This is a genomic window from Ruegeria sp. CDSC081 (genome assembly GCF_059610485.1).
In genome coordinates, this window is the sequence record NZ_JBXWNS010000014.1 from 35,972 (window position 1) to 48,483 (window position 12,512).

Below are 12,512 nucleotides of genomic sequence, written 5' to 3' on the forward strand. Positions count from 1 at the left end.
CGGGAACCTGAGCCTTTGACTGCGAAAGATCAACGATTGGATTGTACCAATCAGGCAGATTTCCACGTGTCGGGCAGGGGTTGGCCGATCTCTTCGCTGAACGCCTCAAGAAACCGGATCATCCGTGCCACACGCGCCTGTGCCAATTCGCGCCCGTTGGGCGTCAGCATGTCTGCCGGCAGGCTCAACAGTTTGACCTTCCAGTGGTCAATCGAGAATTGCTGATCGTTCAGATCACGGGCGCGGGCAAAGGCATCCTCGGCGTCATACAAGTCGCGCCCCAATGCGCCAGCCACTACGAAGGTGCGCGCAATGCCGATGGCCCCCAGTGCATCAAGCCGATCTGCATCGCGTAGGAAGCGGGCCTCGGGTGTTTCTGGCGGTATCCCGGCCGAGAAACTGTGTGCAGCAATGGCGTGCTGGATGGCGTCGATCTCGGGTCGTGAAAACGTCAATTCCTCCAGAATAGGCTCTGACTCAGTAGCAGACCGGCGTGAGGCCAAGTGGCGGTCGGGGTCATCTTTGGGCAAGTTGACCAGGTCATGAAGATAGCTTGCCGCAAGCAGAACCCGAATATCTGCTTGCGTGTCCGCGATGGCCTGTACATTGATCCAAACGCGATCAAGATGCGCCAGATCATGGGCAGGATCTGTTTTCATGCGCTGTGCGACGATGCCGCGCAGCCGGGTGCGCAGCTCAGCCGATATGGCCACGGTTCTCGCCGATCTGACCCCGGTGCAACAGCAGGTGGTCAAGGATTACGCAAGCCATCATCGCTTCGCCAACCGGAACCGCACGGATGCCGACACAAGGGTCATGGCGGCCTTTGGTGATGATCTCGGTCTCTTCTCCGGACTTGGTGATCGTTTTGCGCGTGGTCAGAATCGACGAGGTCGGTTTGACCGCAAAGCGTACGACTATATCCTGCCCGGTCGAAATCCCGCCCAGTATGCCGCCTGCGTGGTTCGAGCTGTATTGCGGGCCGTTCTGCCCCATGAAGATTTCATCGGCATTGGCCTCGCCGGTCAGTTCAGCGGCGGCCATGCCTTCGCCGATCTCAACACCTTTGACTGCGTTGATCGACATCATCGCTGCGGCCAGATCAGTGTCTAACTTGGCATAAACTGGCGCACCAATCCCGGCAGGGACACCACGCGCAACGACCTCAACCACTGCTCCGACCGAATTGCCGGACTTGCGTAACCCGTCTAAATAGGCGGCCCAATCTTCGGCGGCTGTCGCATCGGGCGTCCAGAATGGGTTCTGTTCAATCTGTGACCAATCGAAATTCGTGCGGTCGATCTTATGCGGGCCGATCTGGGTCATGTACCCGGTGATCTGGACATTCGGCGCGATCTGCTTGATGGCTTCGCGGGCCAAGCCCCCGGCGGCAACGCGCGAGGCGGTTTCGCGCGCCGAACTGCGGCCACCACCACGATAATCGCGGATACCGTATTTTTGCCAATAGGTGATATCAGCATGGCCCGGGCGGAATTTTTCCATGATATCGCCATAGTCTTTTGACCGCTGATCGGTGTTCTCGATCATCAGCTGGACCGGAGTTCCGGTCGTCTGCCCTTCGAACACGCCGGACAGGATTTTCACCTGATCGGGCTCGCGCCGCTGGGTGGTGTATTTATTCTGTCCTGGTTTACGCTTGTCCAGCCAGTGCTGGATCACCTCTGCGTCGATGGTCACCCCCGGCGGGCAGCCATCAACAGTGGCACCCAAGGCGGGCCCGTGGCTTTCACCCCAGGTGGTGACGCGGAAAAGATGGCCAAAGCTGTTCATCGACATAAGGCGTGCTCCTTCTGAGCATCGTGATTAGCGGGCAAGGCCCGTAGCCTCAAGCGGATTTGCGGTTGGGGCGCAGCACCCCAACCCTTTCCGGTCAGGCCGCCGAGGACAGCTGCGTCCGCATGGCGGTGATTTTCAACGCCGCCTGTGCCGCCTCGCGCCCCTTATCCACGAAATGCGCGCGGTAGATGGCATTGTGGTGGTCCGTCTCTTGATACTGGTGCGGCGTCAGCGAAACAGACAGAACCGGAACACCGGTATCCAGACCTGCGCGCATCAACCCGTCGACCACAGCTTGCGCCACGAAATCATGCCGGTAGATGCCGCCATCCACCACAAAGGCCGCGCAGGTCACAGCTGCATAGCGCCCAGTCTGGGCAAGATCGCGGGCCAGCAGGGGCATTTCGAATGCACCTGGAACGTCGAACACGTCCACTTGATCGGCGGGTATCAATTCCAGAAACCCGTCGAGTGCACGGTCGACAATATCGGCATGCCAGCTGGCCTTAACAAACGCATAGCGGGTGTGTGTCATCAAGATCTCCTTCCGGTTTGGTGGTCTGCTGGCGGTTGCGAAAACCGGTTCCCACTTTTCGCTGCCAGCACGACATGACACGTCACCCAAGGCGATCACGAGCAGGCGCGCGGGGTTACCGGCACACTGCACGTTCTCTTTCATCCGGACTGTAACCGTCGGCTCTGGCCTCTCACCAGATCTGCTGACACCCCGAAAAGGGGCCGCTCGCGGGCTTACGGGTCATCGCCCGCATACCGCCGGTGGGGAATTCCGCCCCGCCCTGAGAACGAGGCGCACCTTGCCAATAGGTGCGCGGTTCTGCAAGAGCTTTTGCAGGAGGACCGCCATGCACCCCAATCCCGCCTTCCGCGCCGAGGATCGTGACAGTCATATTGCTTTTGCGCGCGAGCGCGCATTTGGTGTTTTGGCTTTGTCAGCGGACCAGGAGCCTTTGCTTAGCCATGTGCCGTTTCTGTTGTCAGAAGATGGCGCAGAAGCCTCGCTGCATCTGGTGCGGTCCAATCCGATCGTCCGGGCATTGAATGAACCGCGCACGGTTCGAATCGCTGTATCGGGGCCTGACGGATATATCTCGCCCGACTGGTACGGGATTGAGGATCAGGTGCCCACTTGGAACTATGTGGCGGTGCACCTGACCGGAACGCTTTCGCTTCTTCCGCAGGACGCGTTGCGCGATTTACTCGATCGTCAGTCGGATTTTTATGAGCGCCGGTTGAACCCCAAGCCACCCTGGAGCGCCAGCAAGATGAGCGCGGAGGCTCTGGACAAGATGATGCGCATGATTGTGCCCTGCAAATTGCAGGTAGATGACATTCAGGGCACCTGGAAGCTGAACCAGAACAAGCCGGACGATGTCCGTCTAGCCGCCGCAGATCATGTGGCGGTAGACGGGTTCGGAAGCGAGACCACTCACCTCGCCGCGCTCATGCGGTCTAGGTGAGCGGACGGGCTGGTCAGTTGCTGAAGGTCGCCAGATAAGCGGCGACATCCTCAGCCCCTTTTTTCAGTTTGACGCTCATGTTCGGACGGGCGGTTTCGTCATCCAGATAGTCCCTCAGGAAAACAATCGGGTCCTGCGAATATTCGACGATGTTTTCCTGTGTCCAGACCAGCCCTTCCTGGCCTGCACGGATCATGTCATCGGTGTACATCCCGATTGGTAGGCGTTCGCTTCCGTTCAGGTAATCGGTTTCTGTTCCGGCCACCCGACCTACGACCCCATAGAGATTCGGCCCGGTGATGCCGCCTTTGACCAGAACTTTTCCATCTTTGATAATTGCATGGCACGAAGAGCACCGATTGTAGAGGCTTTCCCCCTTTGCCGGATCGCCGGCGGCGAAGGATTGCGATGAAAGAGTCAGGGCGAAGGTCAGAGTGGCTGTAAAAAGCTTTGGCATGGAAAAATCCCGTTAAGGTTGGTCCTGTTACAGGCCCTTGGGACATTCCAGCCAAATGTGCAATCGAATTGAGACTCGTCTAGTGTGTTGAAAAATATCTATTTTTAACTCATTATTTTTACCAAGGTAGATTCAATCGAAGTGGATTTTTGCGTGGCAAAATCAGGTCAGAATTTTGCAGATTTTCGCCGATCAACAGTCTTCGGTTCTGTGTTGTGAGGGTGTTTTCGTTGCCTGGTTGCCATCCGAATCACTCCGTGAACCACCCGCGCGGCAGGGCAAACCTTCACGGGTAATCCGGCCCATCCCTTGAAAAAAACGCCTTTCGTTGTGACATGAATGCCAAGATGCGGCGTAGTGCGCGCCTATGACCGCTGGACGAACCGATTTCTCCCGGATAGATAGCCGCGATGAGACGCCGCTTTGATGCGGTGCTGATGCATGTTTGCCCGGTATTGCCGGGCGCCGGAATCGGAGAAAACCTCGTGTCCCACGCAGAAGACCACGAAGGCACCCGCAGAGATTTCCTCTACTACGTCGCTGGCGGCGCAGGTGTCGTTGCGACGGGTGCAGCCGTATGGCCCCTGATCAACCAAATGAACCCCTCGGCAGACGTTCAGGCCCTGTCCTCGATCCGCGTGGATGTGAGCGGTGTCGAGCCCGGAACCCAGCTGACCGTCAAATGGTTGGGCAAACCCGTGTTCATCCGTCACCGCACCGGTGTCGAAATCGACGAAGCGCAGAAGCAGGACGCCGATGGCGTGGATGCCCTGCCTGACCCGCTGGCCCGTAACTTCAATCTGAATGCTGATGCACCGGCCACGGATGCAAACCGCGTGATGCCGTCGCCGGAAGGCGAAGCCGCAGGTGCCTGGATCGTCCAGATGGGCGTCTGTACTCATCTCGGTTGTGTCCCGCTGGGCGATGCTGGTGACTTTGGCGGCTGGTTCTGCCCCTGCCACGGTTCGCATTACGATATGGCTGGCCGTATCCGCAAAGGTCCTGCACCTGAAAACCTGCCCGTTCCGCCCGCTGAGTGGACGGACGCCAGCACCATCAAACTCGGCTAAGGGAGACCCAGATGTCCGGAATTCCCCACGATCACTATGAGCCGAAGACAAGTGGCGAGAAGTGGCTGAACAGCCGCCTGCCCATCGTCGGCCTGATCTATGACACCCTGATGATCCCAACCCCCAAGAACCTGAACTGGTGGTGGATCTGGGGCATCGTCCTGGCGTTTTGCCTGGTCCTGCAAATTGTCACCGGTATCGTTCTGGTGATGCACTACACTCCGCATGTTGATCTGGCCTTTGCTAGCATCGAGCACATCATGCGCAACGTGAATGGCGGCTATATGCTGCGATATCTGCACATGAACGGCGCATCGCTGTTCTTTGTCGCGGTATACATCCACATCTTCCGCGGCCTGTTCTATGGCTCGTACAAAGCCCCGCGCGAGGTTACGTGGATCATTGGGATGCTGATCTATCTCTGTATGATGGGCACTGCCTTTATGGGCTATGTTCTGCCCTGGGGTCAGATGTCCTTCTGGGGTGCGACCGTGATCACCGGCCTGTTTGGTGCGATCCCGTTTGTGGGCGACGCGATCCAGACTTGGCTGCTGGGCGGACCGGCTGTGGACAACGCCACGCTGAACCGCTTCTTCTCGCTGCACTACCTGCTGCCCTTTGTAATTGCGGCGCTGGTCATCGTGCATGTCTGGGCTTTCCACACCACCGGCAACAACAACCCGACAGGTGTTGAGGTTCGCCGCGGTTCGAAAGCCGAGGCTGAGAAAGACACGCTGCCCTTCTGGCCTTACTTCGTGATCAAGGACCTGTTCGCACTGGCGGTCATCCTGGTTGTGTTCTGGGCGATTGTTGGTTTCATGCCGAACTATCTGGGCCACCCGGATAACTACATCGAAGCCAACCCGCTGGTAACACCGGCACATATCGTGCCCGAATGGTACTTCTTGCCGTTCTACGCGATCCTGCGTGCCTTTACCGGCGAGGTCTGGATTGTTCAATTCGCCAGCTTCATCACCGGCGGCATCATTGACGCCAAGTTCTTTGGTGTTCTGGCGATGTTTGGTGCGATCCTGGCTATGGCTCTGGCGCCGTGGCTGGACACGTCGACCGTACGTTCGGGTAAATACCGGCCGATGTTCAAATGGTGGTTCTACCTGCTGATCGTCGACTTCTTTGCCCTGATGTGGCTGGGTGCGATGCCCGCAGAAGAGCCCTATGCGACCTTCTCGTTAATCGCATCGGCCTACTGGTTCGGCTATTTCTTCGTGATCCTGCCGGTTCTGGGTGTCATCGAAAAACCCGATGCACAGCCGGAAACCATCGAAGAAGACTTCAACGCGCATTATGGCAAGGCTGACGCCGATGCCACGCCGGCCGAGTAAGAAGAGGGACCGGAAACATGTTCAAGAAACTTGCAATCGGTGCCGCGTTTGCTATCGCACTCGCTCCTGTCGCGTCTAACGCGGCAGGCGGAGGCGAACAGCATATCGAGGACTTCCAATTCTCATTCGAAGGCCCGTTCGGAACCTGGGATCAACACCAGTTGCAGCGCGGCCTGCAGATTTACACCGAGGTTTGCGCGGCCTGTCACGGCCTGCGCTATGTGCCTCTGCGTGACCTCGAAGCGCTGGGCTATTCGGAAGACGAAGTCACCGCCTATGCGGCGGGCAACTTTGAAGTGTTCGACCCCGAGCTGGACGATTTCCGCCCGGCTAAACCCGTTGACCATTTCCCCGCCAATGATGGCGTTGGCGCACCCGACCTTAGCCTGATGGCCAAGGCGCGTGCCGGTTTCCACGGCCCTTACGGTCTGGGGATCAACCAGCTGGTCAACGGCATGGGCGGCCCGGAATACATCGCCTCGTTGCTGGATGGTTATACCGGCCACGAAAAGGAAGAAGCGGGAACGGTTCTGTACGAAAACACCGCCTTCCCCGGTGGTTGGATTTCGATGGCGCCCCCGCTTTCGGATGAGCAGGTCGAGTTTGCCGATGGCCACGCAAATGACGTCGAGCATATGTCGGAAGACGTTGCAGCCTTCCTGATGTGGACGGCTGAACCGAAGATGATGGAGCGTAAGTATTCGGGCTTTGTCGGTGTTGTCTTCCTGACGCTTCTGTCGGTCCTGCTGTACCTGGTCAACAAGCGTCTGTGGGCAGGTGTTAAAGGCAAGAAGAAACACTAAGCGCTTTTTCAGAAAAGTTAGAAACCCCCGCGCCACTGGCAGCGGGGGTTTTTTTGTTGCTTTGGGGTGGAAGGGGCCAGCCCCTTCTTGGCCTGCGGCCAATTCATCCCCGAGGTATTTTCGGCCAGATGAAGAGGCGGATCAGGCGCTGAGCTGCGTATCCGAGCAGCCGGTGATCGTCGCGGTCACGATCTGCCCTTCGGATTGAGGGGTTTGGAACGTAACTTCGGTGAACTGCTCGGTCCGGCCCATATGCGGGTTTTCCATCAGGATGTGATGTATCTTGCCAACCTGCGCGGTCAGGTGCTTGGCAATCTGCACCTCGCCAGCGGCACGCAGACGGGCGGCGCGGGTTTTGATGACATTGCCGTTGACCTGCTGCGGAATGCGGGCAGCGGGTGTGCCTTCGCGTTTGGAATAGGGGAAGACATGCAGCCATGTCAGATCGCAATCGGCAACCAGCCTTAGCGAGTTTTCGAAATGGGCCTCGGTCTCGGTCGGGAAACCGGCGATGATGTCAGCGCCAAAGGTCATCTCAGGGCGCAGCTCGCGGGCCTCTTGGGTAAAGCGGATCGCATCGTCACGCAAATGGCGGCGTTTCATCCGCTTCAGGATCAGATCATCGCCATGCTGCAGCGACAGATGCAAGTGAGGCATCAGGCGGGGTTCTGTGGCAATGGCCTGCATCAGGTTTTCATCGACCTCGATCGAATCGATCGAGCTGATCCGCAGGCGCGGCAAATCAGGCACCAGTTTAAGGATGCGCATAACGAGATCACCCAGCTTTGGCTGGGCAGGCAGGTCAGCCCCCCATGAGGTCAGGTCAACGCCGGTCAGAACGACCTCATTATAACCCTTATCGACCAGACGCTTGATCTGGTCCACAACAACGCCCGCGGGGACGCTGCGCGAATTACCGCGGCCATATGGGATGATGCAGAAGGTACAGCGGTGGTCACAGCCATTCTGAACCTGTACATAGGCGCGGGAACGAGTGCCAAACCCGTCGATCAGGTGGCCAGCGGTTTCGGTAACCGACATGATGTCATCAACCTGGACGGCCTCGGTTTCACCAATGAAATCCGCCGCCATGCCTTTCCAGGTTTCGGGTCGCATCTTTTCAGTGTTGCCAATGACGGCATCGACCTCTTCCATCTGGGAAAAGGTCTGCGGTTCTGTCTGCGCAGCGCAGCCGGTCACAATCAGCCGGGCATTCGGGTTTTCGCGGCGCAGTTTGCGGATTTCCTGCCGGGCCTTGCGCACTGCCTCGGCGGTCACGGCGCAGGTGTTCACCACCACTGCATCGGTCACACCGGCCTGTTGCGACAGCTCTTTCATCGCCTCGGTCTCATAGGCGTTCAGGCGGCAGCCCAGCGTGGTGAATTTGGGCGGGTTCATCCCAGCGACCTCAGGAATTCCGGCGTCAGCAGGCCCGAGAAGACATGGGCGGTAGGGCCGGTCATCCAGACGCCATCGTCGCGCCAATCAATCCAAATCGTGCCGCCGTCCAGCTCGATCCGAACATTGCGTCCGGTCAGGCCGCGCCGGGCTGCGGCAACGGCCGTTGCGCAGGACGAAGAGCCAGAGGCCAGGGTGATGCCAACGCCCCGTTCCCATACGCGCATGCGGATATGATCCGGACCGATCAGCTGTGCCACTTGTACATTGGTCCGTTCTGGATAGAGCGGATGATATTCATACCGCGGGCCGAACTCTGCCAGCGGAATCGCCTCGGCATTGTCGACAAAGAAGGTGCAATGCGGGTTTCCCATGCCGGTGGCGGTTGGGGCGCCTTCGATCGGCAGTTCCAAGGTGTCCACGTCTTCGGTCAATGGAATCTCGTGCCAGTTCAGCTGCGGTATTCCCATATTAACCGAAGTCAGCCCGTCCCCCGCATCGCTTGCATACAGCGTTCCCCGCTCGGTGGTGAGCGTCAGGGTCTGTTTGCCGGTTTCCTCCATCAGAAACCGCGCGATACAGCGGGTGGCATTGCCACAGGCGGCCGAGGTCGAGCCATCGGCGTTGTAGAACACCAGATGGGCATCTGATGCGCCATTTTCGATGACGGCGAGCTGATCAAAGCCGACCCCAAATTGCCGATGCCCAATGGCTTGGGCCAAGGCTGGAGTCACCCCGACCTCATGCGCGCGCGCATCCACAATGACAAAGTCATTGCCCAGCCCATGCATCTTCATAAAGGGCAATCCGGTGTTCTGAATTCCTTGCATGGCGGGCATATAACGTTGCTGCGGATGGGAATCCACCCTGTGGCGCAGATTCGTGAAAAAAGGGGTTGACCCCCCTGCGCCACCTGCCTAAGTAGGCCGCCTATCGGGACGCCGTTTCGAAAGAAACTACAGGCGTAGCGCGGTGTGAAATAAGGTCTTGAACCCTGTCGGGAAAATGCCTTACAGAGCGCCACGGATCCTAAGGATCCAAGACAAAGAGTGGGCCGTTAGCTCAGTTGGTAGAGCAACTGACTTTTAATCAGTGGGTCGCAGGTTCGAATCCTGCACGGCTCACCACTTTTTTATTAAATAGAACAAATGCTTGGAAGGTTCTCCGCATCACAAACTGGGTGACGTGGATGTGTCATTGTTGTGAGGGGGGACATATGGGGGACAATTGGTGGGATTTCTCTGCTTAATCAATGCCCAATACCCCTATTCCAGCGTTACTGGAAAATGGCTTGAATAACGCCATGTTCGTGCTTCTGATTGCTTGCCCATTATAGTCATGTCTATGACATGTTCAGACCAGAGCGATAGCAACACTCCGCGCGCGTCCTTCCCAGGCGGCATTGGAATCTCGACTATCTTGCCTGTATCGTCTTTCCACATTGCAATTGAGTGATTGGCATCGAAATGGCCTTGCTTATTGGACCTATCAATCAGCCCATAGGAGGTAAAAGTGAGCACAGAACTGCCTGGGTCATCGGCCAAATTCGACGCGTATTGAGCGGGCCACCTGTTTCTAATTTGAGGACCATCCAGAAGAAGTGCAAAAATCAAGTTTGGGGCCACCGACCTGAGAATTTCATGGCAGGGGTCCGAGCGCGCCAACTCCTCACATATCAACACCGAAAAAACGGATTTCTCGCGAAACCGATGAAAATATATTTCTCTCCTTCCGAGAGGGGTAGTTTCCCACCAGTTCTGGATCTTTGGATTTAGCGATGCTGACAGGGCATACGTTTCAACCTGTTTGCGGTCCATCCGCCAGCGGTGGTGTTTCTTTCTGCTAACAGTAGTGTGCAGGTTCCTCTCTACCCACACACGCGTCAGTACAGTGTTTCCAACCTCGCCATCGCAGTTGTCTCTACTGCCCGAAATGATGAACTCTAAACCCTCTTCTTCCGCCTTCAACTCATCGCAAAGCAACTCGAAAAAATTGTAATCTAGGGCATATTCAGGTAAAATGACACCATTTACGCAGTTTGACTCTTTCTGCGCTTGCTCAAGCAGTGCCTTGCACTTTGCCAGTAAGCTCTGTCTATCTTCTTCAGATTTTATCCAGTTTTGGTCTAAGTGAAAGTTCTCCCAATTCTTCTTTGAGTACCTGAGGTCCTTCTTGTTGACTTTACCATTGTCGTGTGCACGGAAGTCCTTTGAATGCAGTAGAAAAGGCGCTGGGATCAATAGGATATCTAGGGTTTCGTAGTCCTCGTTGGACGGCAGATCAACTGAAAGGTCCCAGTAGCATCTGACTTCCCCTTTTGGAGGAAGAAGAGAAAGACTCCTTGTGGCATTACGGAGGGTTGCACCAACTGGAGCGACGCGTACCTTCGGCTGCACGCATGCAACCATTGGGTCGGCCATAAACCCTAATGTCGCGGGTGGCCTGAAGTCGTCTTCGTCCTTGCCTTTGTACAGCAGCTTAACGCCTTTTTCGAACTTGCTGACAGGAACATTTGGGAGCGGATCGCGAAGAATTCTGTCGCATACCATATCGGAAACCAACACCAAGAACATCGCAGCGCGCCACCAGTCTGGTGCTGACTGTTGTTGGTCGTCATAGGTCGCTGCGTAAATGGACATGTCCCAAGCCGCGATCAATTCACGCCAAGCGGAGTTTACAGATCCCGGTGGTAGGCTCTCTGCGTTGTTCTGCCATGTTTTGGCTGCACTGTCCGCCAAGTTTCGTACTTTTCGTGACAGTGTAAAATGGCAGCCGGGCAAGTCTTCAGCGAAAGGTGATGGATCAAAAAAGGGGATGACACCTCCCACTTTGCAAAGAAACCCGGACACTGCAAACATGTCGGGTGGCAATAAAGGAGGCTCCAACCAGAGAGCATGGGGGGCTTGTTCGGCGTTGTTGTTGCCGATCAATTCGTGAATAAGGTCATGCACGGTTGATGGGTTCGTGCCTTGAGGTAGAATGCGGCTAATCGCATTACCGACCGTCATAAAATGTGTCGTCATAACGCTACTTATGCTATAATTCGGCGTTGAGGCTTTTAGATATGATGAATTATGTCAAGAAAACTTTTCAGGCACGTTTCCGCGCGCGGGTGGTCAACGCCCTATTAAAGCCGCATTCTGCATGATATTCAGCACTTGACAGTTGGCTACTCGAGCATAGCTCACTGTCACATACACCGTTTCGGCTGGGAGCTAAAAAATGACTCGGATCGTGTCCGAAGAACTTGTTTTGAGGGTGAAAAACGCCTCTGAAAGCAAGTGGAAAGAGGCATTTGAAGAGCTCGTATCTACCTACGAGGCCTATATTTCTGCGCGCGCAAAAGCTGCAGGGAAACCCCATAAAAAACTCAACGAGAAGCAACGCGAGCGTCTTGAGGAGAGTGTGAAAATTCAACTCGAGGCAGCCGAATAGCAAGAGATTGCTTCGTGTAAGGTGGTTTTTTACGCTGAAGATTCGATTAGCTTTTCGCCACCACCAACGGTGGATCTTCAGGGAAAGACCGGATATCAAACCACTTGAAGCACGTCCCGTCTGGGTTGCGCTTGTCACCCATGTGCAAATGAGCACCTGATGTCCTGTGCCGGATCAGCGCCGCCCTGAACGCCCGCAGGTCAATCAACCACCAGTTTACAATCGATTGTCCGTTCGGTCCTGCATGGCCGTAGAACATCCAGTCCCCGTAGCCGTTTACTATCTTGGACAACTCTGTTTCAGCGCCAGTTGGCAGCTTGGCCCGAATGGTGAACTGATGCGGGTATCTGGCTGCATAACCATGTCGCCGCACCCTCGCCGCGATCCGCATGTCCTTGGCGTCCAGCATCAACAGGTCCGTGGCTTGGAAATGGTCCAGTGGATCTGGCGCGGCCTGCAGGAGTTGCGAACCGATGATGCTCTTTATTTCGGGCAAGAACTGGTCCGACCAATGCCGGTTGATGCTGTATTGGTACATATCAAATCTCAAAATGTAAAACGGGCGCAGGAAATGCCGCGCCCTTCTTTGGTACTTAAAATTCAGGTGTTGTCGGCAACCAGCCTTTCTAAGCCATCGCCTATTCCGATGACGGCGCTGCGGAACCGATTCAGTTCTGGGTCCTGAATCGCTGCCTGAGCAAAATCAGAACAAACCAGTTGCAAGGCTTCAA

Annotated in this window: 13 protein-coding genes, 1 tRNA gene and 1 riboswitch; of the genes, 6 read left to right on the forward strand and 8 right to left on the reverse strand. The window is 56.2% G+C overall.

Annotated elements, in window-relative coordinates:
- Positions 1-50: 50 nt before the first annotated feature.
- From AC2FH9_RS19570 to AC2FH9_RS19580, 3 genes are all read right to left on the reverse strand, one after another.
- The gene (locus AC2FH9_RS19570) at positions 51-713 is read right to left on the reverse strand and encodes an HD domain-containing protein (RefSeq protein WP_496872678.1); all 663 of its coding nucleotides are present in this window, start codon (positions 711-713) and stop codon (positions 51-53) included.
- The gene (gene aroC, locus AC2FH9_RS19575; protein WP_271951712.1) at positions 697-1,797 is read right to left on the reverse strand and encodes a chorismate synthase; all 1,101 of its coding nucleotides are present in this window, start codon (positions 1,795-1,797) and stop codon (positions 697-699) included. The genes AC2FH9_RS19570 and aroC overlap by 17 nt, the downstream gene beginning before the upstream one ends.
- A 94-nt stretch (positions 1,798-1,891) precedes the next feature.
- On the reverse strand, positions 1,892-2,332 hold the full coding sequence (locus tag AC2FH9_RS19580; protein ID WP_496694617.1) for a 6,7-dimethyl-8-ribityllumazine synthase: 441 nt from the start codon (positions 2,330-2,332) through the stop codon (positions 1,892-1,894).
- Between the two features lie 128 nt (positions 2,333-2,460).
- Positions 2,461-2,606, reverse strand: a riboswitch (FMN riboswitch).
- Between the two features lie 54 nt (positions 2,607-2,660).
- On the opposite strand from AC2FH9_RS19580, the gene AC2FH9_RS19585 reads away from it, so the two are divergent.
- A complete protein-coding gene (locus AC2FH9_RS19585) occupies positions 2,661-3,275 on the forward strand; it encodes an FMN-binding negative transcriptional regulator (protein ID WP_496872680.1) in 615 nt (204 codons plus the stop codon).
- 13 nt (positions 3,276-3,288) lie between these two features.
- Here the strand turns inward: AC2FH9_RS19585 and AC2FH9_RS19590 are convergent, their stop codons facing one another.
- Positions 3,289-3,732 carry a c-type cytochrome gene (locus AC2FH9_RS19590; RefSeq protein ID WP_496692653.1) on the reverse strand — a complete coding sequence of 148 codons (444 nt, stop codon included), beginning with the start codon at positions 3,730-3,732 and terminating at the stop codon, positions 3,289-3,291.
- A 485-nt stretch (positions 3,733-4,217) separates the two neighbouring features.
- Between AC2FH9_RS19590 and petA the strand changes: the two genes are divergently transcribed.
- Genes petA through AC2FH9_RS19605 form a run of 3 tightly spaced genes read left to right on the forward strand, consistent with a single transcriptional unit; the run spans position 4,218 to position 6,948 of the window.
- Positions 4,218-4,802, forward strand: coding sequence for a ubiquinol-cytochrome c reductase iron-sulfur subunit (petA, locus tag AC2FH9_RS19595; RefSeq protein WP_142640296.1), 585 nt, complete (start codon positions 4,218-4,220; stop codon positions 4,800-4,802).
- Between the two features lie 11 nt (positions 4,803-4,813).
- Complete coding sequence (petB, locus tag AC2FH9_RS19600; protein ID WP_496872682.1) at positions 4,814-6,145, forward strand: cytochrome b; 1,332 nt, start codon at positions 4,814-4,816, stop codon at positions 6,143-6,145.
- A 17-nt stretch (positions 6,146-6,162) separates the two neighbouring features.
- Positions 6,163-6,948, forward strand: coding sequence for a cytochrome c1 (locus tag AC2FH9_RS19605; RefSeq protein WP_142640228.1), 786 nt, complete (start codon positions 6,163-6,165; stop codon positions 6,946-6,948).
- A 141-nt stretch (positions 6,949-7,089) separates the two neighbouring features.
- On the opposite strand, the gene mtaB is transcribed toward AC2FH9_RS19605, so the two are convergent.
- On the reverse strand, positions 7,090-8,346 hold the full coding sequence (gene mtaB, locus AC2FH9_RS19610) for a tRNA (N(6)-L-threonylcarbamoyladenosine(37)-C(2))-methylthiotransferase MtaB (RefSeq protein ID WP_496699271.1): 1,257 nt from the start codon (positions 8,344-8,346) through the stop codon (positions 7,090-7,092).
- On the reverse strand, positions 8,343-9,185 hold the full coding sequence (dapF, locus tag AC2FH9_RS19615; protein ID WP_496872683.1) for a diaminopimelate epimerase: 843 nt from the start codon (positions 9,183-9,185) through the stop codon (positions 8,343-8,345). The genes mtaB and dapF overlap by 4 nt, the downstream gene beginning before the upstream one ends.
- Before the next feature lie 212 nt (positions 9,186-9,397).
- Here dapF and AC2FH9_RS19620 point away from each other — a divergent pair.
- Positions 9,398-9,473 (forward strand) — tRNA-Lys (locus tag AC2FH9_RS19620).
- 138 nt (positions 9,474-9,611) lie between these two features.
- Here AC2FH9_RS19620 and AC2FH9_RS19625 read toward each other — a convergent pair.
- Complete coding sequence (locus AC2FH9_RS19625; protein ID WP_496872684.1) at positions 9,612-11,369, reverse strand: HMG-box domain-containing protein; 1,758 nt, start codon at positions 11,367-11,369, stop codon at positions 9,612-9,614.
- 199 nt (positions 11,370-11,568) lie between these two features.
- Here AC2FH9_RS19625 and AC2FH9_RS19630 point away from each other — a divergent pair, with 199 nt between their 5' ends.
- Positions 11,569-11,781, forward strand: a complete 213-nt coding sequence (locus tag AC2FH9_RS19630; protein ID WP_496872687.1) for a hypothetical protein — start codon at positions 11,569-11,571, stop codon at positions 11,779-11,781.
- A 46-nt stretch (positions 11,782-11,827) separates the two neighbouring features.
- Here AC2FH9_RS19630 and AC2FH9_RS19635 read toward each other — a convergent pair whose 3' ends face one another.
- Positions 11,828-12,319, reverse strand: a complete 492-nt coding sequence (locus AC2FH9_RS19635; protein ID WP_496872689.1) for a hypothetical protein — start codon at positions 12,317-12,319, stop codon at positions 11,828-11,830.
- Positions 12,320-12,512: the final 193 nt, after the last annotated feature.

Excerpts from the sequence above, each read along its gene's own strand:
- aroC (WP_271951712.1), bottom strand. The coding sequence starts at position 1,797 with ATGTCGATGAACAGCTTTGGCCATCTTTTCCGCGTCACCACCTGGGGT.
- AC2FH9_RS19580 (WP_496694617.1), bottom strand. The coding sequence starts at position 2,332 with ATGACACACACCCGCTATGCGTTTGTTAAGGCCAGCTGGCATGCCGAT.
- AC2FH9_RS19585 (WP_496872680.1), top strand. The coding sequence starts at position 2,661 with ATGCACCCCAATCCCGCCTTCCGCGCCGAGGATCGTGACAGTCATATT.
- AC2FH9_RS19590 (WP_496692653.1), bottom strand. The coding sequence starts at position 3,732 with ATGCCAAAGCTTTTTACAGCCACTCTGACCTTCGCCCTGACTCTTTCA.
- petB (WP_496872682.1), top strand. The coding sequence starts at position 4,814 with ATGTCCGGAATTCCCCACGATCACTATGAGCCGAAGACAAGTGGCGAG.
- AC2FH9_RS19605 (WP_142640228.1), top strand. The coding sequence starts at position 6,163 with ATGTTCAAGAAACTTGCAATCGGTGCCGCGTTTGCTATCGCACTCGCT.
- mtaB (WP_496699271.1), bottom strand. The coding sequence starts at position 8,346 with ATGAACCCGCCCAAATTCACCACGCTGGGCTGCCGCCTGAACGCCTAT.
- dapF (WP_496872683.1), bottom strand. The coding sequence starts at position 9,185 with ATGCCCGCCATGCAAGGAATTCAGAACACCGGATTGCCCTTTATGAAG.
- AC2FH9_RS19625 (WP_496872684.1), bottom strand. The coding sequence starts at position 11,369 with ATGACGACACATTTTATGACGGTCGGTAATGCGATTAGCCGCATTCTA.
- AC2FH9_RS19630 (WP_496872687.1), top strand. The coding sequence starts at position 11,569 with ATGACTCGGATCGTGTCCGAAGAACTTGTTTTGAGGGTGAAAAACGCC.
- AC2FH9_RS19635 (WP_496872689.1), bottom strand. The coding sequence starts at position 12,319 with ATGTACCAATACAGCATCAACCGGCATTGGTCGGACCAGTTCTTGCCC.